This is a genomic window from Brevundimonas sp. (assembly GCF_035626975.1).
GTDB lineage: Bacteria > Pseudomonadota > Alphaproteobacteria > Caulobacterales > Caulobacteraceae > Brevundimonas.
Genome location: NZ_DASPMQ010000051.1, coordinates 14,816 through 38,542 on the forward strand (window position 1 = coordinate 14,816; position 23,727 = coordinate 38,542).

The window sequence follows — 23,727 nt, forward strand, 5'->3', positions numbered from 1 at the left end:
CTGGGCCAGGATCGGTTCGGGACCAGCGAAACCACGCCCGGCCGGTAAGGTCAAGCGTCGGCGCTCAGCCCAGCGTCCATTCCGTCGTCACCGACAGGACGGCGACGACCGCGATCGCGAAGGGAATCTCGTTGGTCATTCGCCAGAAACGGCCTGAGCGGGTCGAGGTCCCGGCCTGGATGCGTTTGAACTCGCCGGCCAGGAAGCCGTGCCAGCCGCTGAGCGCCACCACCGCCAGCAGCTTGGTCGCCATCCACGGCCGGGCGAGGAAGCCCCAGCCTTCGCCGAATCCGTAGACGTGGATCAGGATCATCCATACGCCGAACACCCAGGTGGCGGTCATCGCGGGATTGATGATGATCCTGAGCAGGCGCCGCTGCCATTCCCGCAGAAGACCCTGCATCTCCGACCGCAGCGGCTCGGCCTTGCCGGCCTGTTCGGCGTCATAGGCGTAGAGGCGGGGCAGGAACAGCATCCCGGCCATCCAGGCGATCGCCGCCAGGATGTGCAGGCCGCGCACGATCTCGAATGTCATGCCGCTCTCCTCCGGGGACAGTAGCCGTGCTGCGCCCCACAGTCATGATCACCGACAATGGGCGTGGTCGAACCGAGCGCCTTGTCCACCTCCTCGGCCAGAACGGCGATGAACTGCGGCGCGACCCCCAAGGTCGGGGCCCGCGCATAGGTCTTGATCCCCACCTGCCCGGCCAGCTCGGCGTAATCCATGTCCAGTTCGACCCGGGTCTCGATGTGTTCGGACACAAAGGCGATCGGCACGACCAGGACCGACTTGCCGTCGGCTCCGGCCTTGCGGATGGCTTCTTCGGTCGACGGCCCGATCCAGGCCAGGGGGCCGACACGGCTTTGATAGCAGGTGACGTGGTCCCGTTCTGGACCGACCTGGGCCATGACCCGGCTGACCGTCGCCTCGATCTGCTCCTGATAGGGATCACCCGCCGCCACGATTTTTTCGGGCAGGCCGTGTGCCGAGAAGAGGATGCGCACGCTGCCCGGCTCCGACGGGAGCAGTTTGAGCCAATTCTCCACGATCTTTGCATGGGCCGCGATGAACCGGTCGTTGGCCGCGTAGCAGCACACCCGCCGGGACGGTCCGTCATACGACCGGTCAAAGGCATCAAAGCCCGATAGCGTCGTCGTAGAGGAGAATTGCGGATAGAGCGGCAGGACCACCACCTCATCGGGACCCCAGGCGCGGATGGCACGGGCTGCGTCGGGAATGAAGGGCTTCCAGTACCGCATGCCGACAAACACCCTGGCCTCCGTTCCGGCGCGGCGGTTGAGCCGCCGCTCAAGCGCCTCCGCCTGTTTTAGGGTCTCTCCCAAGAGCGGCGATCCGCCACCCATCTTCGCATAGTTCGCCCGTGCCGAGGGGCCGCGCGCCACAGAGATGATCCAGGCCAGGATATGCCGCACGCCCCTGGGCAAACTGATAATGCGGGGATCCGAAAACAGATTGCGGAGGAAGGGCTGCACATCCTCAGGACCGTCTGGCCCACCGAGGTTAAACAGCAGAACGGCCAGCCGGCGCCTGGTCCTAGCCGGGGCGGTCATTGCGCCCCGATCCGCTTCAGCACCTGTTCGACGTGGGCGACGGGCACGTCCGGAAGGATTCCGTGGCCGAGGTTGAAGATCCACGGCCCCTGCCCCCAAGACTCGAGCAGCTGGTCCACGCGCCGGTCCAGCAATGGTCCGCCGGCGCGCAGCAGCAGCGGATCCAGCGCGCCCTGGATCGGCTTGATGAGTTGTACGCGCTTGCCGACCGCCAGAGGGCAGGCGGTGTCCAGGGCCACGGCCTGAACGTCGCATTCCGCCGCGTATCGCTCGGCCAGCGCCGCCGAGCCGCGGGGGAAGCCGATCAGGGGAACGGTCACGCCCAGTTCGCGGACACGTTTCACCAGCGCCTGGTGCGGCCGCAGGACGAGGGATTCGAACAGGTCGTCGGGCAGGCCCTCGGCCCAGCTCTCGAAAATCTTCAGCACCTGCGCCCCGGCGTCGGCCTGCATCTTCAGATAATGCGCCGTGGCCTCGACCAGCACCTCCAGCAGGGCCGCCACCTTGTCCGGCTCGGCATAGGCGTAGGTCCGCGCCATGGCCCGCTCGCCCTTGCCGATGGTGCGGGCCTCGCCATCGAGCATATAGGTCGCCACCGTCCACGGCGCGCCCGCAAACCCGATCAGGGCCCGGTGTGGCTCCAACTCCCCCCTGACGATCGACAGGGTCTGGCCGACCTGGTTCAGCGCTTCGCCCGCCCCGGAGGCCAACTCCCGCATCGACTCCACCGACGGCAGGGCGCCCAGGCGCGGTCCTTCGCCAGCCTCGAACCAGACCTCCTGGCCGAGGGCGCCGGGGATCAGCAGGATGTCGGCGAACACGATGGCGGCGTCGAAACCGAACCGCCGCATCGGCTGCAGCGTCGCCTCCGCGGCCTTGTCCGGATCAAGGCAGAAGGAGATGAAGTCCGGCGTGGTCGCCCTGAGCGCCCGGTACTCGGGCAGGTACCGCCCCGCCTGGCGCATGAACCACACGGGTGGGCGCGGCGTCGTCTCGCCAGCGAGAACCTTGAGCATCGGGGGGGTGTCAGGGAGGGTCATCTGATGTCGGGCTTACCGGGGGGCCGGGTCCCGCTCAAGCCCGGGCCGTGTCGCACCCCCCAATCCTTTAGTGAAAGAGATTCGAGAAGAATGGTGGAGGAAGGCAGGGCGGGGGATGACGGGGATAAGAGCGGCGGATCGGAGCGCCGCCGGGGAGTTTTCCGCAGCCTGCCCGGGGTTCGTCCCCGGGCGTCCACGGGGCTGGTGAAAACGGGGACAGTCGCTGACGGGGCCCTGACGCGCCGGGTTTTCGGACACGCCGGGTTCAGTTCGGAATGGGCGCCGTTAAGGTCTTGTTAAGATTGTCCACACCCGATCCCGGCGCCGTTCCGCAACACGGGACGACTCGCCGGATGGCGGGGGTCGCCGTCCACCTTCATCCCCGCTCGCCGCGTCCGGTCCGCGCGGCTATAGAGATCGACGCACCGGTCGGGACGATCGGCGCCCGGCCCCGTCCACAGGAGTCTCGCCGCCATGGACAGCTTCCGATGAGCCGATCCACGGAGTGGGCCTCATGAGTCCGGCTCGTCCCGCCGGCGTCTCCCGACTGGCGACCTATTTCCACGTCCATCTGGTCTCCGACTCGACCGGAGAAACCCTGAACGCCATGGCCAAGGCCGTCGTGGCGCGGTTCGACGGCGTCATCCCGATCGAGCACATCTACGCCCTGGTCCGCTCGGCCAAGCAGATGGACCGGGTGCTGGAGGAGATCGCCGCCTCGCCGGGCGTGGTCCTGCACACCCTGGTGGACCGGGAGCTGCGCGAGCTTCTCGAGGAAGGCTGCCGCCGGCTCGACATGCCGCAGATCGCCGCCCTGGATCCGCTGGTCGGGGCCCTGTCGCGCTATCTGGGCGCCGCCCTGTCGACCCGGGTCGGGGCCCAGCACGCGCTCGACACCGACTATTTCAACCGCATCGCCGCGCTCGATTACGCCATGGCTCACGACGACGGCCAGGGCACGACCGAGCAACTGGAAGGCGCCGACGTGGTGCTGTGCGGGGTCAGCCGGACCTCCAAGACGCCGACCTGCATCTATCTGGCCCACCGTGGCATCCGCGCCGCCAATGTGCCGCTTGTGCCGGGTCAGGAAGACGGCGAGCGGCTGGTCGGATTGAAAAATCCGCTGATCGTCGGCCTGACCGTCTCGCCGGACCGGCTGGTGCAGATCCGGCGCAACCGGCTGGACGGGCTGAACGCCAGCCGGGCCTCGTCCTACACCGACCACGACGCCGTGCGCGAGGAAACGGTCAAGGCGCGCCGGGCCTTCGAACGCCGCGGCTGGCCGGTCATCGACGTGACCCGCCGTTCGGTCGAGGAGACCGCCGCGGCGATCATCAATGTGCTGAACGAGCGGCGCACGCACCGGCTGGGGACGAATTGGTGATGAGTGGAGAACGCCTGATCCTGGCCTCGAAAAGCCCGGCCCGACGGGCCATGCTGGAGGGCGCGGGCGTGCCTTTTTCGGTCCAGATCGCCGACGTGGACGAGGACGCGGTCAAGGCGGGACACGATCCGGCCGACGCCGCCGGGCTCGCGGTCGAGCTGGCGCGGGTCAAGGCTCTGGCGGTGTCGCGCCACGATCCGGAGGCCTGGGTGCTGGGGGGCGACCAGACCCTCGCCTTCGCCGGCGGGTTGGTGTCCAAGGCGCCGTCGATGGTCGCGGCCCGGACCCGGCTGGCGGCCATGCGCGGCGGAAGCCACCAGTTGCATTCCGGCGCGGCGCTGGCGCGCAACGGCCAGGTGGTCTGGTCCGGGGTCGATGCCGCGACCATGCGAATGCGCGATTTCTCGGACGCCTTCCTCGACGCCTATCTGGCGGCCGAGGGCGAGGCGCTGCTGGGGTCGGTCGGCTCCTACCGGCTCGAGGGGATGGGATCGCAGCTGTTCGACGCCGTCGAGGGCGACTATTTCACCGTGCTCGGCCTGCCGCTGTGGCCGGTGCTGGCCGAGCTGCGGCGGGCCGGAGTGCTGGCGACATGACCGTGATCGCGGGCGTCGCGGGCCAGCCGATCGCCCATTCGCTGAGCCCGCTGATCCATGGGGCCTGGATCGCCGCGGCCGGACTGGACGTCGACTACCGCGCCTTCGGGCCGGAGGACGAGGCCGGGTTCGCGGCGCTGGTCGCCGGGGGCCGGGCGGGGCGGTTGCGCGGGCTCAATGTCACCGCGCCGTTCAAGGCGGCGGCGCTGGCCCTGGCGGACGAGGTCAGCGAGACGGCGCAACTGTGCGGCTCGGCCAATCTGCTGGTCTTCGACAGCGGCCGGGTTTGCGCCGACAGCACCGACGGCGAGGGCCTGCTGGCGGCGCTGGCCGGGCAGGCCCCGGACCTGGTCCTGAAGGGCGGGTCCGTGGTGATCCTCGGCGCCGGCGGCGCGGCGCGGGCGGCGGCGGCGGCGCTGAAGCAGGCCGGGGCCAAGGTGGGCGTCCTCAACCGGACGCGGGCGCGGGCCGAGGCGCTGGCGGTTGATCTCGATGTAAGCGTGGCCACGCCGGAGGCGCTCGGGGCGGCCGCCCTGGTGGTCAACGCCCTCAGCGTCGCGCCGGATATCGAGATTGGAGCCCTGCGGAGCGACGCTGTGCTGATGGATATGACCTATCGACCGTTGCTGACGCCGTTCCTCGCGGCGGGGCGGGCGAGAGGTCTGACCACCGTCGACGGACTGGCCATGCTGATCGGCCAGGCGCGGCCGTCGTTCCGGGCCCTGTTCGGCCGGGAGCCCCCGGCGGTCGATGTGCGCCGTCTCGCGCTCGAGGCCCTGGGGGAAGCCCCGTGATCGTGCTCGGCCTGACCGGCTCCATCGGCATGGGCAAGACCACGACGACGGCGATGTTCGCCGACGAGGGCGCGCTGGTCTGGAACGCCGACGAGGCCGTGCACCGGCTCTACGCCCGGGGCGGGGCGGCGGTCGGGGCGGTGGGCGAGGCCTTCCCCGGCGTGGTGGTGGACGGGGCCGTCGACCGGATCCGGCTGGCCGGGGCGCTGGGGCAGAACGAGGCCGCCTTCCGACGGCTCGAGGCCATCGTCCACCCGCTGGTCCTGAAAGGCCGGCTGGAGGACCTGGCGGCGGCGGAGCGGCGCGGCGTGCGGCTGGCCGTTCTGGATATCCCGCTGCTGTTCGAGACCGGCGGCGACGCGGCCGTGGACGCGGTGGTCGTGGTCACGGCCGACCCCAAGGTCCAGGCCGAACGGGTGCTGGCCCGGCCGGGCATGACCCGCGAGCGGTTCGAGGCCGTTCTGGTGCGCCAGATGCCGGACGAAGAGAAGCGCCGGCGGGCCGACTTCATCGTCGACACCGGTCACGGGCTGGAGGCGGCGCGGGCCCGGGTGCGCGAAATCGTGGGGACGGTTCTGGCCGCGGGATGGAGATCTCCGCGCCGCGGTCTTCCGCAGGCGGGCGAACCGACGCATTAAGGGTCATGGCCCGCGAAATCGTTCTCGACACCGAAACCACCGGCTTCGATCCGAAGACGGGCGACCGGCTGATCGAGGTCGGCTGCATCGAGATCGAGGACCTGCTGCCGACCGGCCGGACCTACCATACGCTGGTTCACCCCGAGCGGCTGATCCCCCCGGACGCCATCCGGGTGCACGGAATCACCGACGAGAAGGTGCGGGGCGCGCCGAAATTCCGCGAGGTGGTCCACGACCTGATGGCCTTCATCGGCGACGCGCCGGTGATCGCCCACAACGCCGCCTTCGACCGCGCGTTCATCGACCACGAATGCGGCCTGTGCGGTCATGAATTGCTGGAAGAGACGCGCTGGATCGACACGCTCAAGCTGGCTCAGAGCCGGTTTCCGGGCATGGCCAATTCGCTCGACGCCCTGTGCAAGCGGTTCAAGATCAGCCTGGTCGAGCGCACCCTGCACGGCGCCCTGATCGACGCCCGGCTGCTGGCCGAGGTCTATCTGGAGCTGAAGGGCGGCAAGGAGCGGCGGCTGGACCTGTCGTCCGCCCGCACCACGGCGGCCAGCGTGGCGTCGGCCGCGGCGACCGGCGGCTACGGGCCCCGGCCGCGACCGCTGGCGGCGCGTTCGACCGAAGCGGAGCGCGCGGCCCACCTCGCCTTCCTGCGGGAAAACCTGAAGGACCGCTCGCTGTGGGCGGCCTACGGCCTGGACGTCGAGGCCGCCTGAGCCGGCCGCCCCGCCGGACTCAGGCCCGGGCCATTTCCGCCGGACCGCGGGCGATCTGTTGCTGGCGCGACACATAGATGCCGGCGAAGTCGATCGGGTCCAGCATGAAGGGCGGGTAGAAGCCGCCGTCCGAGGTGGCGCGGGCGATGATCTCGCGGGCGAACGGGAACAGGTAGCGCGGGCATTCGATCAGCAGCAGCGGCTCGATGTCCTGCTCGGCCACGCCGGACAGGGCGAACAGGCCGCCGTAGACCAGTTCGACGTTGAACACCGTCATGGCGTCGGTGGTGGCCTTGACCGTCAGGCGCAGCTCGACCTCGAACAGGCCGTCCTTGCGGCCCTGGGCGTTCATCTCGACGCCGAGGTCGATCGCCGGCTTGCCTTCGATGCGCAGCGAATCCGGGGCCTTGGGGTTCTCGAACGACAGATCGCGGACGAACTGGGCCAGGATGCGGAAACCCGGGCCGGCGGGGGCCTCGGCGCCGTTCTCGGCGGGCGCGGGGGTGTTGGCGTCGGCGGGCGGAGCGGCGTCGGTCATGGCGGGGTCGGTCTTGTCTGGAATGGCGTGAGGGGCGCGGCTGTCCGGCCCGGAAGGCGCGGCGACTAGCACGCACCGCCCGTTGCGGCAACGACGCTCGCCCAGGGCGCAAGCGGGCCGGCGACGCCCCATGGCGATCGGTCGCGGAGCGGCGGGGGCGCTGTTCGCCTTGCGCGCCCCCATATCAGTCCCTAATCGTCCTTTCGCCGCGCTCCGCATTGAAGGGGCGCCAATCAGGGAATGCCCGTGCCGGTCCAGGTCCAGATCGTCATCTTCGCCGTCGTCGCGGCCATCGTCCTGTTCCTGCTCTACAATGTGCTGGGCAAGAAGGTGGGCCGCCAGCCGGAGGAGGACGCCCGCGCCCAGCCGCCGACGCTGACGCCGCCCTCGACGGCGGACGCGGCCACCGCCCGGCCGACCCTGCTCGACGCCGCGACCCTGTCGTCGATCGCGGGGCTCAAGGCCCGGGACCCGAATTTCGATCCGGTGCGCTTCCTCGAGGGCGCGCGCCAGGCCCATGAGACCATCGTGCGCGCCTACGCCGCCGGCGATCGCGAAACGCTGAAGCCGCTGCTGACCCCGCGGGTCATGGAGTCCTTCGAGGCCGGCATCGCCGCGCGCGAGGCCCGGGGCGAGACCGAGGAGGCCGAGTTCCTGCATCCCGCCCGGGCCGATCTGGAGCTGGCCACGGCGGAAGAGAACCGGGCCCTGGCCAAGGTCCGCTTCCTCGCCGAGCTGCGCAACCGGGTGAAGTCGGCCGACGCCTCGGCCGCGGAACAGATCGAGGAGCGCCGGGTCGCCGAGGTCTGGACCTTCGAACGCACCCTGGGCGCCAGCGATCCGAACTGGCTGCTGGCCCGCACCGAACCCGCCGCCGCATGAGGCGCCACGGCCGCGGGGCGCATCCCCGGGCGGCCGTGACAGCCGCCGCCCCGGCCTTTATGCTGGCCCTTGTGCTGGCGCTGGCGGCCTGTTCCACGCCGCCCCGGCCGTCCGGTCCATTCGAGCCGTCGCCGGGTCCCCCGCCGCCGGCCCCCGCCACGCCCGGCCCCGCCGCGCCCGCCGGCCAGAGCCCGACGATCCTGCCTGGTTGGGCCGACGAGGACCATCTGGCCGCCTTCAACGCCTGGGCGGACAGCTGCCGCGTGGCCCGCGAGCCGGCCGCGCAGACCCAGTGCGCCCGCGCGATGCAGATCCGCCGGACGTCGAAGCCGGTGACCCCGTCGTTGGCCCGCGCCTTCTTCGAGAGCGGCTTCTCGGTGGTCGCGGCGGAGACCGCCGACGGCGGCCCGGGCCTGCTGACCGCCTATTTCGCGCCCGAGTACGCCGCGCGCCGGAGCCCGGACGGCGCGTTCGACATGCCGGTGCTGGCGCCCCCGGCCGGCTGGACCCGGGGACAGGTGCTGCCGCCGCGGGCCGAGATCGAGGCGAATCCGCAAGCGGCGTCCGGCGCGGCGCCGCTTGCGTGGATGCGGGCCGAGGACCTGTTCTTCATGCAGATCCAGGGCTCCGGCTACCTGACCTTCGAGGACGGTTCGACGGCGCGGGCGGCCTATGCCGCCGACAACGGCCAGAAATTCACCGGCATCGCCCGGCCGATGGCCGAACAGGGGCTGTTGCCGCCGAACGGAACCTCCGGCGAGGCCATCCGCGCCTGGCTGGCGGCGCACCGGGGCCCGGAGGCGCGGGCGGTGATGGCGCTGAACCCGCGCTACATCTTCTTCAGCCTCGACCCGGACGACGGCGGCGATCCGAACGGCGCCGCCGGCGTCCCCCTGCCCGCGCGCCGGGCCATCGCCGTTGACCCGGGCCACTGGCGCTACGGCGACCTGGTGTGGATCGCGGCCGACGGCGGCAACCTGGCCGGGGCGCGGGGTAGCTATCAGGGCCTGGTGGTGGCGCTGGACACCGGTTCGGCCATCCGGGGACCGGTGCGGGCCGACCTGTACATGGGCCGGGGCGCGGCGGCCGGCGAGGAGGCCGGGGCGGTGCGCCATCCCTTGCGGATGTGGCGGCTGGTTCCGCGGGGCTGAGGCCGGCGGCGCTTTTCCCGGCCGCGGCCGCAGCGCGCCGCCTGCGGATGTCGGGCCAGACCAAAAACAGGGTCTGAACAGTCTGAACAGTCTGATCCGTCCGGCCCGGGTCGCGCCGGGCGGGGCGGGGCCGTGGTTCGATTGTCAAAGACCGGAACCCAGTATGCAGCCCCTCTCCCCTGTGGCGGGCCGATCGCACCGGGAATCTACGATGATGTTGAAAGCGCCGGAGATTTTCCGCTGAACCCGACTATGAGTCCCCGGATTGTCAGCACAGCGTCACGGGTCCAGGCCGTAATCGTCATCCTTCGGCGACCCCCGCGAAAGCGGGGGGACACCGGAGGACCTAGCGGCGCCGAAGGCGACCTGTTCAGGCAGGCTGTCGTGAACAGCGGCGCTCCCGGCAGGGTCGCGCTCACGCGCGCCGCTGGGTCCTCCGGTCTGCGCGGCTGCGCCGCTTGCCGAAGGATGACGATAGCCGGGTTGATGGATGGTGCGGTGGCCGCTCAGGCCGAGCCCTGCGGGGTGGCTCCAGGTTCTGCGAGCGCCACCGGATACTCAATAAGGGCCGCCGCCCGCTGAATGATGTCGTTGATCATCGGGCGGGTTTTGCCTTCGACCGGATCGAACCCGGGCGTGAGCGAGAACTCGCCCGCGTCGAAGGCCAGGTAGACCTCCCATGAAAACGGGGTGTGGAACCACTGACCCGTCCGGGCATCGGTCTGGGCAAACGTGTTCAGGTCGTTGGCGATCATGTCGCCGAACTCGAATGTCAGCCGACCCGAAGCGAAGCCGTACGCCAGCCACGCCGCGACCACCTCACAGATCTCGCGCCCTGACAGACCAGTCCCCCGCATCCATTCTTCGGCGATATGCATCTGGAGGCCATAGTGGTGCTCCGGATCGCTGGCATCCCCAGAGCGCAACCATTCCAGGTGCGCATGAACGGCGCCGACGTCGCTCACCGCCGCCTCAGCCCGCCCAGCAGTCCCCGCAGCAGCTCCCGGGTGATGGTCGAGCCCGCCGTCCTGAGCACCGACTTGGTCGCCGCCTCAATCGGGGTTTCGCGGGTCGAGCGGCGGGCGGGGGCGCGGGCGCGGGTGTATTCGCGCTCCAGCCGGGCCTGTTCCTTCGCCCGGGCGGCGGCGGCCTTTTCGGCGTCCTTCGCACTGACGGCGTCGGCCCTGGCGCGGGCCTCGGCCAGTTTCGCCTCGGCGCTGGCCTGATCGGCCTGGCCGCGGCGGGCGAGCAGGATTTCTTCGGCGGACTCCCGGTCCACGGGGGTGTCATAGAGCCCCCGGACGGGGCTGGCGGCCATGACGGCGGCGCGTTCGGCGTCGGTGGCGGGGCCGAGGCGGCTGTCCGGCGGGCGGATGGCGGTGCGGGCGACGACGTTGGGCGCGCCTTTTTCATCGAGAGTCGAGACCAGGGCCTCGCCGACGCCGAGACCCTGGATGGCTTCGGCCGTGTCGAAGGCCGGGTTGGCGCGGAAGCTGTCCGACGCCGCCTTGAGGCCGCGCTGTTCGGACGGGGTGTAGGCGCGCAGGGCGTGCTGGATGCGGTTGCCGAGCTGGGCCAGCACGCTGTCGGGGATGTCGGCCGGGTTCTGGGTGACGAAATAGACGCCGACGCCCTTGGAGCGGATCAGGCGCACGACCTGCTCGACCTTTTCGCGCAGGGCGTCGGGCGCGTCGGTGAACAGCAGATGGGCCTCGTCGAAGAAGAAGACGAGGCGCGGCTTGTCGGGGTCGCCGACCTCGGGCAGCTGTTCGAACAGTTCGGACAGCAGCCACAGCAGGAAGGCGGCGTAGAGGCGCGGGCTGGCCATCAGCCGGGTGGCGTCCAGCACATTGACCTGGCCGCGGCCGTCGAGGCCGGTGCGCATCATGTCCTCCAGCTTGAGCGCCGGCTCGCCGAAGAAGGCCTTGCCGCCCTGCTGCTCGAGCTGGAGCAAGGAGCGCTGGATGGCGGCGATCGAGGCGGGGGCGACGTTGCCGACCTCGCGACCGATGCGTTCGGCGTTCTCGCCGACATGGGCCAGCATGGCGCGCAGGTCGTCGATATCGAGCAGCAGCAAGCCCTCCTTGTCGGCGACGTGGAAGACCACCGACAGGACGCCCTCCTGGACGTCATTGAGGTTGAGCATCCGGGCCAGCAGCAGGGGGCCGATCTCGCTGACCGTGGTGCGGATGGGGTGGCCCTTGAGGCCGTACAGGTCCCAGAACACCACCGGCGCGGCCTTCGGCTGCAGGGTCAGCCCCATGCCCTCGGCGCGGGCGAGGAGCTTTTCGTTCGGGGAGCCGGGCACGCAGATGCCCGACAGGTCGCCCTTCACGTCGGCGCAGAACACCGGCACGCCCGCGTCCGAAAAGCCCTGGGCCATGATCTGCAGGGTCACGGTCTTGCCGGTGCCCGTCGCGCCGGCGACGACGCCGTGGCGGTTGGCGCGGTGGAACAGCAGGCGTTCGGGCCTGTCGCCGTCGTCCTTGAAGGACTGGCCGAGGAAAAGGCCGGCGGCGGCGGTGTCGGTCATGGGGAACTCCTGCACAGGCTTGGCGCTCATGCTCTACCGGCCGGCGGGATGGTTCAAGGCCGATTGACGGCGCTATCGGAGACCTTGACCATATGCCGATGAAAGCCCCGATCAGCCTGCCGACCTCGTCCGTGGCGCGCAATGCGCTGGTGACGATCGCCGTGGTCGCCACCGGCGCCGCAGTCTACTGGCTCAGGGACATCCTGACGCCGCTGGCCATGGCCATCTTCCTGCTGATCATGATCGACGGGGTGAAGCGGTTCATCGAGGCGCGGACCCGCGTGCCGCAGCGGTTCGCTGGGGCGGCGGCGCTGATCCTGGTCGTGCTGCTGTTCTTCGCCTCGATCGGCATCATCGTGAACGGCGCCGCCGGCTTCTTCGACGAAGCGACGGGGGTGACCTCGCGGATCGGTCCGCGCATCGACCAGATCCTGATCGACGGCGGCCGGGTGCTGGGCATCGACACCGTGCCGACGGCCGCCGAGCTGATGACCCAGTTGGACGTGCGCAGCTATGTGGCCAGCGCGGCCCTCCAGGCCCAGGGCGTGCTGACGGGCGCCTTCTTCGTGATGATCTACCTGGCCTTCCTGCTGGCGTCGCAGTCGGGGTTCCGGCGCAAGATTATCGGCATGTTCCCGGACCGCACGGCCCGGGGCGAGGCGCTGGAAGTGTTCCAGCGGGTCCGCGGCGGGGTCGAGGGCTATCTGTGGGTCCAGACCGTCACCGGGGCGATGATCTGCGCCGCGGCCTGGCTGCTGATGCGGGCCGTGGGCCTGCAGAACGCGGAGTTCTGGACCTTCGTCATCTTCATCATCGGCTTCATCCCGGTGCTGGGCGGCGCGGTCGCCGGGCTGGCCCCGCCGCTGTTCGCCCTCGTCCAGTTCGAAACCTACTGGCAGGCGGCGGTCCTGCTGATCGGGCTGCAGATCATCCTGTTCATCAGCGGCAACCTGATCCAGCCGCGCATGCAGGGCGACAACCAGAACATCGATCCGGTGGTGGTGCTGCTGGCCCTGGCCTTCTGGGGCAAGGTCTGGGGCGTGGTCGGCATGTTCCTGTCGACGCCGCTGGCGGTGATGGCCATGGCCATCCTGGCCGAGTTCAAGGGGTCGCGCTGGATGGCCATCCTGCTGTCCGGCGACGGCGAGCCCTATGCCGACGAGGAGACGCCCCCGACAGGGTCGCGGCGCCGCGTCAACCCGCCGCAGGGGAAGGCGGACTGAGCCGCCCCGGCGCCCTTGATTGGCCACAACCGGCTCCTATTTCAATCCTGTCGCCGCGGCTCCCCTCCCCCCAAGGCCGCGGCGCTGAAGATCGGCGCCACCCCTCCCCTCCTGGGCGCCGGTCCGAACAGGCCGCCGGACGAAAGTCCGGCGGCCTAGTCGTTTCTGGACCCGGGCCGGGCCGGGCCCGCGGGCGTCGCGGCCTTCGTCGCATTTGGGGGCTTCCCGCCGTCAGCCGCCTGTCCTAGTTGAGCCGCGTCAGGACGGGCGGCTTGCCGAAGCGGCGAAGCGGCCTAGTCTGGCGACGCCCTCGGCGGCCGATCAGAGGCCGCGTCCGTGAAGAGACTGTCCATGCCCGGCGCTTCGGCCCCCACGCTTCCTCAGGCGATCACCCTGGAGGCGCTGGAGGCGAGTTTCGCAAGCGCGGTCGGCGGCCCCTACGGCGCGGACGCCCGCTCCTATCTCGGCCAGGCCCATGACGACTACGTCGCCGACGAGACGCCGGAGCTGGGCGGCGCCGACCTCGGGCACCTGCTCGCCTCGGTGTGGCGGTCGGCGGCCGGGCGCGGGCGGGACGCCGCCGCGCTGATCACCCTCGGTCCCCTGACGGGCGCCGATGGCCGGGCCACCGGCTACGACAGCATCGCCATCATCCAGGACGACCGGCCCTTCCTCGTCGACAGCGTCATGGGCGAACTGGCCGAGGCCGGCGTCACCGTGCGTTCGATGTTCCACCCGATCGTGGAGATGGACGGGGTCCGCACCTCGCTGATCATCGTGGTCATGGATCCGGTGCCGCAGGAGCGGCGTGACGCCCTCGGCGAGAGCCTGGCCGAGACCATGGCCGACGTGCGCGCCGCCGTCGTCGACCACGCGGCGATGAACGCCCTGATGGCCCGTTCCATCGCCCATCTCGAGACCTCGCCGCCGGGCGTCGATGCGGACGTCCTGGCCGAGAACCTCGCCTTCCTGCGCTGGCTGGAGGCGGACCATTTCGTCTTCCTCGGGGCCCGCGACTACGACTATCCGCGCACGAAGGACGGCGGCTACGAGGCCGAGGCGCCGCTGTCGCAATCGGGGGCGGGGCTGGGCGTGCTGGCCGATCCCGAGCGCACGGTGCTGCGCCGCGCCAACGAGCCGGCGGTGCTGACCAAGTCGATGAAGCGCCAGCTGAACCTGTCCGAGCCGGTCACCGTGGCCAAGGCCAACGCCCGCTCGCGGGTCCACCGCCGGGCCTATATGGACTATATCGGGGTCAAGCGGTTCGGTCCGGACGGCCGGCCCTCGGGCGAGACCCGCTTCGTCGGCCTGTTCACCGCCGAGGCCTATGACAAGACCGCGACCCAGGTGCCGCTGGTGCGGCGCAAGGTGGCCAACGCCCTGGCCCGGGCCGGCAAGGTCTCGGGCTCGCACAGCCACAAGCGGCTGAAGAACATCCTCGAGAATTATCCGCGCGACGAGCTCTTCCAGATCGGCGAGGACGAGCTGCTGGAGATCGCGCTGGGCATCCTGCACCTGCACGACCGGCCCCGGATCAAGAGCTTCACCCGCAAGGACCCGTTCGACCGCTTCGTCTCGGTCCTGACCTTCATCCCGCGAGAGCGGTTCAATCCGGGCGTCCGCGAGCGGATCGGCCGAATCCTCGCCAACGCCTGGGGCGGGCGGCTGTCGGCCTGGTATCCGCAGCTGTCGGACCAGCCGCTGGTCCGCATCCACTACATCATCGGGGTGACGCCGGGCGATCATCCGTGTCCGGACCTTGTTGAGCTGGACGCCGAGATCGCCGAGGCCGGGCGCAGCTGGGTCGACCGCTTCGAGAGCGCCCTGCGCGGCGCCGATGTCGACGACGTCCAGGTGGGGCCGCTCAGCGCCCGCTGGGCCTGGGCCTTCGGGGCCGGCTATCGCGACCGCTACGACGCCGACGAGGCGGTGCGGGACCTGCAGGCGGCGGACCAGCTCAACGCGTCCGGCCTCAACGACGGCGGCGATCCGGTGGCGGTGCGCGCCTTCCGCACCGAGCGCGACGGCCCGCTGAATTTCCGTTTCAAGCTCTATCGCCGCGGCGCCGCCGTGCCGCTGTCCGACGTCCTGCCCGTCCTGGCCGACATGGGGCTGAAGACGCTGGAGGAATGGGGCCACGCCCTGTCGCCGCTGGGCGATCCGCAGATCCACGTCCATGAGTTCCTGCTCGAGGACCCGCGCGGCGGCGACCTGCATTTCGACGACGTCCGCGAGCCGTTCGAGGCGGCGTTCTCGGCCGTCTGGACCGGCCGCACCGAGAGCGACGGCTTCAACCGGCTGGTGCTCGAGCTGGGCGTCGACTGGCGCGAGGCGGCGCTGGTCCGCACCCTCGCCCGCTACCGCCAGCAGACCGGCCTCGACCCCACCCAGGTGGTGCAGGAGGAGGCGCTGCGCGACTACCCCGCCGTGGCGCGCGGCCTGCTGTCGCTGTTCCACGCCAAATTCGACCCTGCCGCCGGCGGCGACGCCGGGGCGCGCAAGGCCGCGGTGAAGGAGCAGGCTGACAAGCTGATGGGCCTGCTGCAGGCGGTGAAGAGCCTCGACCACGACCGGGCCCTGCGCCGGCTGGCGCTGCTGGTCATGGCCATCAAGCGGACCAACTATTTCCAGAGCGGACCGGAGGGCGAGCCGAAGCCGCACATCTCGATCAAGATCGCCTCGCGCGAACTCGAGGATCTGCCGCTGCCCAGGCCGTTCCGGGAAATCTTCGTCTGGGCCCCGCATGTCGAGGGCGTGCACCTGCGCTTCGGGCCGGTGGCGCGCGGCGGCCTGCGCTGGTCCGACCGCCGCGACGACTTCCGCACCGAGGTGCTGGGTCTGGTCAAGGCGCAGCAGGTCAAGAACGCCGTCATCGTGCCGGTCGGCTCCAAGGGCGGCTTCTATCCCAAGACCCTGCCGGCCATCGTGCGCGCCGGCGGCGACCGCGACGCCCAGCAGGCCGAGGCGATCCGGGCCTACAAGACCTTCCTGTCCGGCCTGCTCGACATCACCGACAACATCGCCGCCGACGGGGCGGTGATCCATCCGGCCGATGTCGTGCTGTGGGAGGGCGACGATCCCTATCTGGTCGTGGCCGCCGACAAGGGCACGGCGACCTTCTCGGACATCGCCAACGGGGTGTCCGCCGACTACGGCTTCTGGCTGGACGACGCCTTCGCGTCCGGCGGCTCGGTCGGCTACGACCACAAGGTCATGGGAATCACCGCCCGCGGCGCGTGGGAGGCGGTCAAGCGCCACTTCCGCGAGATGGACAAGGACATCCAGACCGAGCCCTTCACCGTGGTCGGGGTCGGAGACATGTCCGGCGACGTGTTCGGCAACGGCATGCTGCTGTCGAAGGCGATCAAACTGGTCGCCGCCTTCGACCACCGCGACATCTTCATCGATCCGAACCCGGATCCGGCGAGCTCGTGGGTCGAGCGGGACCGGATGTTCAAACTGCCGCGGTCGTCGTGGCAGGACTACGACACGTCGAAGATCTCGGCGGGCGGCGGCGTCTTCTCCCGCTCCGCCAAGTCGATCGAGCTGTCGCCGGAGATCAAGGCGGCGCTCGACATCCAGGAGGACGCCGTCGATCCGGCGGCCCTGATGAAGGCCATCCTCAAGGCCCCGGCGGAACTGCTCTACCTCGGCGGCATCGGCACCTATGTGAAGGCGCCGCACGAGACCGACCTGCAGGTCGGCGACAAGGCCAATGACGCCATCCGGGTCGACGCGGGCGAGCTGCGCGTGGCGGTGGTGGGCGAGGGCGCCAACCTCGGCCTGACCCAGGCCGGCCGCATCGCCTTCGCCAGGAACGGCGGACGGATCAACACCGACGCCATCGACAACTCGGCGGGGGTCGACAGCTCCGACCACGAGGTCAACATCAAGATTCTGACCGGGGCGGCCATCGCCTCGGGCGCGCTGAAGGCCGGGGACCGCAACGCCCTGCTGGCCTCGATGACCGACGAGGTCGGGCTGAAGGTGCTGGTCCACAACTACGACCAGACCCTCGCCGTCAGCCTGCAGCAGGCCGAGGGCGCCGGGGCGCTGGATTCCCAGCAGCGGTTCATGCAGTGGCTGGGCGGCAAGGGAAAGCTGGACCGCAAGGTCGAGGGCCTGCCGGATGACCTGAAGCTGGCGGAGATGAAGGCGTCTGGGACGCCGCTGACCCGGCCTGAACTGGCCGTGCTGACCGCCTATTCCAAGCTGGAGCTGTTCGACGACATCGTCGGCTCGCGCGCCCCGGACGATCCCTTCTTCAAGAAGACCCTGGTCCGCTACTTCCCCGATCCGCTGGCGAAGTTCGAGGCGGACATGCAGCGCCACCGCCTGAAGCGCGAGATCGTCTCGACCGTGCTGTCGAACGAGATCGTCAACATGTGCGGCCCGACCTTCCCGGAACGGCTGCGCCTGTCGGCCCGGTGCGACACCTCGGCCCTGGTCATCGCCTTCGAGGCGGCGCGGCAGGTGTTCCGGCTCGACGAGGCCTGGGACCAGGTCTCGGCCCTCGACCTGAAGATCCCGGCCGGGGCCCAGATCGCCCTCTACCGCGAGATCTCGACCGTGCTGCGCCGCCAGACCTTCTGGCTGGCCCGCCGGGCGATGCGCGAGGGCGCCACGGTCGACGGCCTGATCGGCGCCTACCGGCCGGCGGCCGACGCCCTGCGGGCGGCCGGCTCCGCCGTGCTGTCCCGGTTCGAGCAGGGCCGGCTGGAGGCGCGCATCGCCGCCTTCACCAGCTATGGCGCGAGCGACGGCATGGCCCGCGATTTCGCCATGCTGCAGCCGCTGGTGGCCACCGCCGACATCGGCGACCTGGCCCGCGAGGCCGGCTGGCCCGAACCGGCCATGGCGACGCTGTACCACCAGGTCGGCGCGGCCTTCGACTTCGACCGGCTGCGCGCGGCGGCGGGGTCCGTGCCCTCGGCCGATCATTTCGACCGGCTGGCGGTGCGCCGCATGATCGAGGACCTCATGAACGAGCAGGTCGTCCTGACCCGCGCCGTGGCCCGCTCGACGGACGCCTCGGCCGGGGCCGGCGAGCAGTCGGCGGAGAAGGCGGTGGACCGCTGGATCGGCCCGCGCCTCAAGACCGTCGAGGGCGTCCGCGCCTCGGTCGACGAGATCGAGGCCTCCGGGTCGGGCTGGACCTTCGCCAAACTGACCATCGCCAACAGCGTCATCCGCGAGATCGCGTCCTCGGCGGGCTGATGGGCCGACCCTCGATTGAACCACGCGAGGCGCCGGGCGCTTCGCGTGGGCGGGGCCGATCTGCTAGCGTCCCCGGGGGGTGAGGGAGAGGGCTGCCGATGCCGCGCAAGTTTCTGGTCGTCGTCGACGACAGTCCCGAGTTCGAGGCGGCCCTGCGCTACGCCGCGCGGCGGTCGCGCTCGACCGGCGGCCATCTGGTCATGCTGCGGATCATCCCGCCGGCGGCGTCGGACGCCCACTGGGCCGGGGTGCGCGAGGAGATCGAGCGCCAGACCCGCGCCGAGGCCGAGGCGTCGCTGAACGCCTGGGCGGCCGAGGCGGCGGAGCGCTCCGGGTCGACCCCGGTCCTGCTGATCGAGCGGGGCGACCCGCAGGCCTGCATCCGCAAGGTCGTCGGCGAGGATCCGGACATCAAGATCCTCGTGCTGGCCGCCGGCTCGAACGCGCCGGGGCCGCTGGTCGCCGCCGTCGTCAAGCAGGGCGCGGCCTTCACCGGCCGCAAGCTGCCGGTGACCATCGTGCCGGGGGAACTGACCGAGAAAGAGATCGAGGACCTGGCCTGATATGAAGAGAGGGCCCTAACGCTCGCGACGCGGTCGCTCGCTGCTTGAGCGCGGCGCCCTCCACCGTCTTCGGCGGTCCCCCTCCCCCTGGGGGGAATGGCGTGCGGGCCTTGAACACGCCCTGTCGGGAGCGCACTTACCAGCCATGTTCATCCAGACCGAACCGACGCCCAATCCGAACGCGCTCAAATTCCTGCCGGGCCGGGAGGTTGCGGCCGAGCCGCGCGAATTCCTGACCATCGACGAGGCCGCGGCCTCGCCGCTGGCCGAGGCGCTGTTCCAGCTGGAGGGCGTCGCCGGGGTGTTCTTCGGCTCGGACTATGTGTCGGTGACCCGCGACCCGGCGGGGCTGGACTGGAGCCGGATGAAGGCCCCGATCCTGGCGGCGATCATGGACCATTTCGTCTCGGGCGCGCCGCTGATGCGCGGCGGCGCCTTCGACAGCGCCGCCCCCGAGGGCGAGGACAGCGAGATCGTGGCCGAGATCAAACAGCTGCTGGACAGCCGCATCCGCCCGGCCGTGGCCCAGGACGGCGGCGACATCCTGTTCGACGGTTTCGACGAGGCGAGCGGGGTGCTGACCCTGCGCATGCGCGGCGCCTGCGCCGGCTGCCCGTCGTCCTCGGCCACGCTCAAGGCCGGCGTCGAGCAGATGATGAAACACTATGTGCCGGAAGTGACCCGCGTCGAGCAGGTGATCTAGCCCTTCCCTTCCCCTCATCCTCGGGCTTGACCCGAGGATCAGAGCCGGGAGCGGGTCTGTGCGACGGTGACGGCCCCGCAACGGCGCCCGCAGCCTCGCCACAGAGCACCGGACAGTCTGATCCTCGGGTCAAGCCCGAGGATGACGGCTGGAGCTGGTTGCGTGGCCCTCTGAAACAAATCCGTCCTCGCTTCGGGCAGGCGACGGCGCCATCATCCCCCCATGCCCCGGTTCGAGAGCGATAGCGACGCCCGGCGCCTCGGCGAGGCGCTCGCCTCGCTGCGTCAGGAGCGCGGGTTCAGCCAGGCGCAGGCGGGCGAACGGGTCGGCATGACCAGCCAGGGCTGGGGCCTGTACGAATCCGGCAAGCGGCCGGGCCTGTTCCGGCCCGACGTGCAGCGGCGGCTGACCACGGCGATCGGCTCGACGCCCGAGGCGCTGGCCCTGAAGCTGGGGCCGCCGGCCGCATCCCCGAAGCCGGACGCCGCGCAAGGCCTGGAGAGCGGGGGCCGCGCCTTCACCGGTCCGGCGCCCGCCGGAGCGACCCGCCGGTTGCAGCTCTCGAACGACGACCTTGCGCCCTGGGCGGCCTCGGGCGTGGTGCTGGAATACGAGCCCGGCCGCTGGCCCCGCCGCGACCAGGGCTGCGTCATCGAGATGGCCGACGGAGAAATCCGCGTGCGCCTCTACGACCGTGCCGACGCCGACGCCCTCGTGGTGCGCGGGCCGGGCGGCGGCGAGGAACGGATCGCGCGCTCGGCGACGCGGCTGGTCTCCGCCGTCATCGCCCGGCTGGATCTATAGATGAAACTATTTAGTTGCAAGCGTACCGGTTTCATGAAACTGTTTCGTCGTGAACAGCGGGAGCGGCGTCATGGCCAGGATTGGCGGACCGGAGGAAGTGGACGCCTTCGTCGGCGCGCGGATCAGCCTTCGCCGCTCGGCGCTGGGTCTGTCGCAGACGGCGCTGGCGCAGCAGTTGGGGATCAGCTTCCAGCAGGTGCAGAAATACGAGACCGGCCAGAACCGCATCTCGGCCTCGCGGCTGCATCGGGCGGCGACGGTGCTGGCGACCTCGGTCGAGGCCTTCTTTCCGCCGGTCGAGACGGCGCGCGACGCGGCGGACACCGGCTGGGAGGCGCTGCGCCACATCACCGCCACGGCGGACGGGCGGACCGTGGCGACGGCCTTTCCGCTGATCGACGACCGCGAGGTTCGCAAGGCGGTGGCCCGGGTGGTGCGGGCTCTGGCCCGGGACTCCTGACCGTCGCCCTCTCGGGAGCGGCGTCATGAGGGTGCTGGTGGTCGATACGGCGCTGGGCCTGTGCACGGCCGCGGTGCTTGAGGTCGAGGCAAATGGCGAGACGTGGGTGGCGCGGCCGCTCGGCCTGCGGTCCGAAGCGATGGCCAAGGGCCACCAGGAGCGGCTGGCGGGGATGGTCCGCGACGCCGCGGCCGAGGCCGGCGGCTTCGGGGACGTCGACCGGATCGGCGTCACCGTCGGGCCGGGCTCGTTCACGGGGTTGCGGGTCGGGCTCGCCTTCGCCCAGGGGCTGGGCGCGGCGCTGGACCGGCCGGTGGTCGGGATTTCAACGCTGGACGGTCTGGCGGCTTCGGCGGACGGGGGCGGGCCCGCCGCGGCGCTGATCGATGCGCGGCGCGGCCAGGTCTATGCGCGGTTCTGGCGGGACGGGGCGCCGACCGGCCCGCCCGAGGCCCTGTCGATCGAGGCGGCGCGGGATCGGGCGCTGGGACTGGGTGCGGGCGTGCGCCTGATCGGCTCGGGCGCGGCCCTGATCGCGGGGGAGGTTCCGGGGGCCGTGGCGCTGGAGCTCGCGGGCCCCGCCCCCGGGGCGCTGGCCCGGCTGACGGCGGCGGCCGATCCGGCGGACAACCCGCCGCGCCCGGTCTATCTGCGCGCGCCCGACGCCACGCCGCCGACCCGTCTGCCGGGCCAGGCCCGGCCGCCGGCGCCGTGACCGGCGAGGACGCCGCCTCCGGGCCGGCCGGGCTCGCGGCTCGCCTCGCCGCGATTCACGCCGCGGCCTTCGCCGGGCCGCACGACGCGCCGTGGAGCGAGGCCGCCTTCACCGCCCTGCTGGAGCAACCCGGCGTGTTCCCGGTCGAGGCGACGGATGGCTTCATCCTGATGCGGACCGTCGCCGACGAGGCGGAAATCCTGACCCTGGCGGTGCGGCCCGCCGCCCGGCGCGCAGGATTGGGCGGGCGGCTGGTCGGCGAGGGCGTGCGGGCGGCGGCGGCGCGGGGCGCGGTCCGCGTCTTCCTGGAGGTGGCCGAGGACAATGCGGCGGCCCGGGCCCTCTACGCCAGAGCCGGCTTCACCGAGGCGGGGCGGCGGCCGGGCTACTACGCCGGCGCGGACGGCGGACGGCGCGACGCCCTGCTTCTGGCGCTTAACCTGGCGACACCGCTTCCCTAGACCGCCCGGCCCGCCTATCCTGTCGGCATGGACCGGATCGAGAAACTCTGCGCCGACCGCGGCATGCGCATGACCGAACAGCGCCGCGTCATCGCGCGGGTTCTGTCCAGCGCCGACGACCATCCCGATGTCGAGGAGCTGTACCGCCGCGCCTCGTCGATCGATCCGCACATCTCGATCGCCACGGTCTACCGCACCGTCCGGCTGTTCGAGGAGGCCGGCGTCGTCGAGAAGCATGATTTCGGCGATGGCCGCTCGCGCTACGAGGAGGCCGGCGACGACCATCACGACCACCTGATCGACACCCGCTCGGGCGAGGTCATCGAATTCTTCGACGCCGAGATCGAGCGGCTCAAGACCGAGATCGCCGAACGGCTGGGCTTCGAACTGGTCGGCCACAAGCTGGAGCTCTACGGCAAGCCGGTCGAGGGAGCCGAGCCGTCCAAGCGCGAAGGGCTGATCTTCAAGCGCCACGCCGCCCGGGTGGATCCGGCCGACGTCGATTAGTCCGGCATGGCGCGAACCGAGCGGGCGCTCTAAAACCCGATCCATGACCGAGACCCACGTTTCGCCGCTGGTCGCGGATGAGGCGGGCGCGCCGCCGAAGCGCCTGTTCATCAAGACCTACGGCTGCCAGATGAACGTCTATGACTCGGAGCGCATGGCCGATGTGCTGCGCCCGCTCGGCTATGCGCCGACGGATACGGCCGAGGACGCCGACTTCGTCATCCTGAACACCTGCCACATCCGCGAGAAGGCGGCCGAGAAGGTCTATTCCGAACTCGGCAAGCTGCGGGTGATGAAGGAAGGCAAGGCGGGCGCCATGACCATCGCCGTGGCCGGCTGCGTCGCCCAGGCCGAGGGCGAGGAGATCATGCGCCGGCAGCCGGCGGTCGATCTGGTGGTCGGACCGCAGGCCTATCACCAGCTGCCAGAGCTGCTGACCCGCACGGCGCGGGCGCGCGGCGAGCGGATCGGGGCCGACTTCGCGCCCAACGACAAGTTCGACGCCCTGCCGGTCGCGCGCGGCGGCGACGGCGTGACGGCCTTCCTGACCGTGCAGGAGGGCTGCGACAAATTCTGCACCTTCTGCGTCGTGCCCTACACCCGCGGCGCGGAGTGGTCGCGGCCGGTCGCCCACGTGCTGGCCGAGGCGCGGGAGCTGGCGGCGCGAGGGGTGCGCGAGGTCACCCTGCTGGGCCAGAACGTCAACGCCTACGACGGCGAGGGGGCGGACGGGACGCCTTCGACGCTGGCGCGGCTGGCCCATGCGCTGGCGGAGATTCCGGGGCTGGACCGCATCCGCTATACGACCAGCCATCCCAACGACATGTCGGACGACCTGATCGCGGCCCACGGCGAGCTGGAGGCGCTGATGCCCTATCTGCACCTGCCGGTGCAGTCGGGCTCGGACCGGATCCTGCGGCTGATGAACCGCAAGCACGGGCGTCAGAAATATTTCGACCTCGTCGACCGCATCCGGGAGGCGCGGCCGGACATGGCGCTGTCCGGCGACTTCATCGTCGGCTTCCCCGGCGAGACCGACGCCGATTTCGAGCAGACGATGGATCTGGTGCGGCGGGTGAACTACGCCTCGGCCTTCAGCTTCATGTATTCGCCGCGCCCCGGCACGCCGGCGGCGACGATGGCGGGGCAGGTTCCGGACGCCGTCAGCCGTGAGCGGCTGCATGTGCTGCAGGCCCTGCTGACGGAACAGCAGGTCGCCTT

General features: G+C 70.9%; 23 protein-coding genes. 17 read left to right on the forward strand and 6 right to left on the reverse strand.

Annotated features, from left to right (window positions below; all coding sequences use genetic code 11):
• Positions 1-64: 64 nt before the first annotated feature.
• The 3 genes from VEB62_RS13220 to hemE are packed head-to-tail and all read right to left on the reverse strand — an operon-like array spanning position 65 to position 2,612.
• Positions 65-535, reverse strand: coding sequence for a CopD family protein (locus VEB62_RS13220; RefSeq protein WP_324800493.1), 471 nt, complete (start codon positions 533-535; stop codon positions 65-67).
• The gene (hemH, locus tag VEB62_RS13225) at positions 532-1,572 is read right to left on the reverse strand and encodes a ferrochelatase (protein ID WP_324800496.1); all 1,041 of its coding nucleotides are present in this window, start codon (positions 1,570-1,572) and stop codon (positions 532-534) included. Before hemH ends, VEB62_RS13220 begins: the two co-directional genes overlap by 4 nt.
• Positions 1,569-2,612: a uroporphyrinogen decarboxylase gene (hemE, locus tag VEB62_RS13230; RefSeq protein WP_324800500.1), complete on the reverse strand. Its 1,044-nt coding sequence runs from the start codon at positions 2,610-2,612 to the stop codon at positions 1,569-1,571. The genes hemH and hemE overlap by 4 nt, the downstream gene beginning before the upstream one ends.
• Before the next feature lie 514 nt (positions 2,613-3,126).
• Between hemE and VEB62_RS13235 the strand changes: the two genes are divergently transcribed.
• From VEB62_RS13235 to dnaQ, 5 genes are read left to right on the forward strand one after another with little or no spacing between them, the layout of a single operon-like run.
• Positions 3,127-3,996: a pyruvate, water dikinase regulatory protein gene (locus VEB62_RS13235; protein ID WP_324800503.1), complete on the forward strand. Its 870-nt coding sequence runs from the start codon at positions 3,127-3,129 to the stop codon at positions 3,994-3,996.
• The gene (locus VEB62_RS13240; RefSeq protein ID WP_324800505.1) at positions 3,996-4,592 is read left to right on the forward strand and encodes a Maf family protein; all 597 of its coding nucleotides are present in this window, start codon (positions 3,996-3,998) and stop codon (positions 4,590-4,592) included. The genes VEB62_RS13235 and VEB62_RS13240 overlap by 1 nt, the downstream gene beginning before the upstream one ends.
• The gene (locus VEB62_RS13245; RefSeq protein WP_324800508.1) at positions 4,589-5,386 is read left to right on the forward strand and encodes a shikimate dehydrogenase family protein; all 798 of its coding nucleotides are present in this window, start codon (positions 4,589-4,591) and stop codon (positions 5,384-5,386) included. Before VEB62_RS13240 ends, VEB62_RS13245 begins: the two co-directional genes overlap by 4 nt.
• Complete coding sequence (coaE, locus tag VEB62_RS13250) at positions 5,383-6,024, forward strand: dephospho-CoA kinase (protein ID WP_324800511.1); 642 nt, start codon at positions 5,383-5,385, stop codon at positions 6,022-6,024. Before VEB62_RS13245 ends, coaE begins: the two co-directional genes overlap by 4 nt.
• Positions 6,025-6,029: 5 nt before the next feature.
• Entirely contained in the window at positions 6,030-6,749 is a 720-nt protein-coding gene (gene dnaQ, locus VEB62_RS13255; protein ID WP_324800514.1) for a DNA polymerase III subunit epsilon, read from the forward strand.
• Between the two features lie 19 nt (positions 6,750-6,768).
• Here dnaQ and secB read toward each other — a convergent pair whose 3' ends face one another.
• Positions 6,769-7,287, reverse strand: coding sequence for a protein-export chaperone SecB (gene secB, locus VEB62_RS13260; protein WP_324800517.1), 519 nt, complete (start codon positions 7,285-7,287; stop codon positions 6,769-6,771).
• A 240-nt stretch (positions 7,288-7,527) separates the two neighbouring features.
• Here secB and timA point away from each other — a divergent pair, with 240 nt between their 5' ends.
• Together timA and VEB62_RS13270 are read left to right on the forward strand one after the other, a co-directional pair.
• Complete coding sequence (gene timA / locus VEB62_RS13265; protein ID WP_324800520.1) at positions 7,528-8,169, forward strand: TIM44-related membrane protein TimA; 642 nt, start codon at positions 7,528-7,530, stop codon at positions 8,167-8,169.
• On the forward strand, positions 8,166-9,320 hold the full coding sequence (locus tag VEB62_RS13270) for an MltA domain-containing protein (protein ID WP_324800523.1): 1,155 nt from the start codon (positions 8,166-8,168) through the stop codon (positions 9,318-9,320). The genes timA and VEB62_RS13270 overlap by 4 nt, the downstream gene beginning before the upstream one ends.
• A gap of 506 nt (positions 9,321-9,826) precedes the next feature.
• Here the strand turns inward: VEB62_RS13270 and VEB62_RS13275 are convergent.
• Both VEB62_RS13275 and VEB62_RS13280 read right to left on the reverse strand, forming a co-directional pair.
• Complete coding sequence (locus VEB62_RS13275; protein WP_324800526.1) at positions 9,827-10,285, reverse strand: hypothetical protein; 459 nt, start codon at positions 10,283-10,285, stop codon at positions 9,827-9,829.
• Positions 10,282-11,853, reverse strand: a complete 1,572-nt coding sequence (locus tag VEB62_RS13280) for a helicase HerA-like domain-containing protein (RefSeq protein ID WP_324800529.1) — start codon at positions 11,851-11,853, stop codon at positions 10,282-10,284. Before VEB62_RS13280 ends, VEB62_RS13275 begins: the two co-directional genes overlap by 4 nt.
• Positions 11,854-11,945: 92 nt before the next feature.
• On the opposite strand from VEB62_RS13280, the gene VEB62_RS13285 reads away from it, so the two are divergent.
• From VEB62_RS13285 to miaB, 10 genes are all read left to right on the forward strand, one after another.
• Positions 11,946-13,076 (forward strand): AI-2E family transporter, encoded by a 1,131-nt coding sequence (locus VEB62_RS13285; protein ID WP_324800531.1) that lies wholly within the window; start codon positions 11,946-11,948, stop codon positions 13,074-13,076.
• Positions 13,077-13,427: 351 nt separating this feature from the next.
• Positions 13,428-18,293 (forward strand): NAD-glutamate dehydrogenase, encoded by a 4,866-nt coding sequence (locus VEB62_RS13290; protein WP_324800534.1) that lies wholly within the window; start codon positions 13,428-13,430, stop codon positions 18,291-18,293.
• 98 nt (positions 18,294-18,391) lie between these two features.
• Complete coding sequence (locus tag VEB62_RS13295) at positions 18,392-18,856, forward strand: universal stress protein (protein WP_324800536.1); 465 nt, start codon at positions 18,392-18,394, stop codon at positions 18,854-18,856.
• Between the two features lie 145 nt (positions 18,857-19,001).
• Complete coding sequence (locus tag VEB62_RS13300; RefSeq protein ID WP_324800539.1) at positions 19,002-19,559, forward strand: NifU family protein; 558 nt, start codon at positions 19,002-19,004, stop codon at positions 19,557-19,559.
• Between the two features lie 222 nt (positions 19,560-19,781).
• A complete protein-coding gene (locus tag VEB62_RS13305; RefSeq protein WP_324800542.1) occupies positions 19,782-20,363 on the forward strand; it encodes a helix-turn-helix domain-containing protein in 582 nt (193 codons plus the stop codon).
• A gap of 70 nt (positions 20,364-20,433) precedes the next feature.
• Positions 20,434-20,823: a helix-turn-helix domain-containing protein gene (locus tag VEB62_RS13310; RefSeq protein ID WP_324800545.1), complete on the forward strand. Its 390-nt coding sequence runs from the start codon at positions 20,434-20,436 to the stop codon at positions 20,821-20,823.
• Between the two features lie 25 nt (positions 20,824-20,848).
• On the forward strand, positions 20,849-21,538 hold the full coding sequence (tsaB, locus tag VEB62_RS13315) for a tRNA (adenosine(37)-N6)-threonylcarbamoyltransferase complex dimerization subunit type 1 TsaB (protein WP_324800547.1): 690 nt from the start codon (positions 20,849-20,851) through the stop codon (positions 21,536-21,538).
• Positions 21,535-21,999: a GNAT family N-acetyltransferase gene (locus VEB62_RS13320; protein WP_324800550.1), complete on the forward strand. Its 465-nt coding sequence runs from the start codon at positions 21,535-21,537 to the stop codon at positions 21,997-21,999. Before tsaB ends, VEB62_RS13320 begins: the two co-directional genes overlap by 4 nt.
• A gap of 27 nt (positions 22,000-22,026) precedes the next feature.
• Positions 22,027-22,506: a Fur family transcriptional regulator gene (locus VEB62_RS13325; RefSeq protein ID WP_324800554.1), complete on the forward strand. Its 480-nt coding sequence runs from the start codon at positions 22,027-22,029 to the stop codon at positions 22,504-22,506.
• A 43-nt stretch (positions 22,507-22,549) separates the two neighbouring features.
• A partial coding sequence (gene miaB, locus VEB62_RS13330) for a tRNA (N6-isopentenyl adenosine(37)-C2)-methylthiotransferase MiaB (RefSeq protein ID WP_324800558.1) occupies positions 22,550-23,727 on the forward strand: 1,178 nt, incomplete at its 3' end.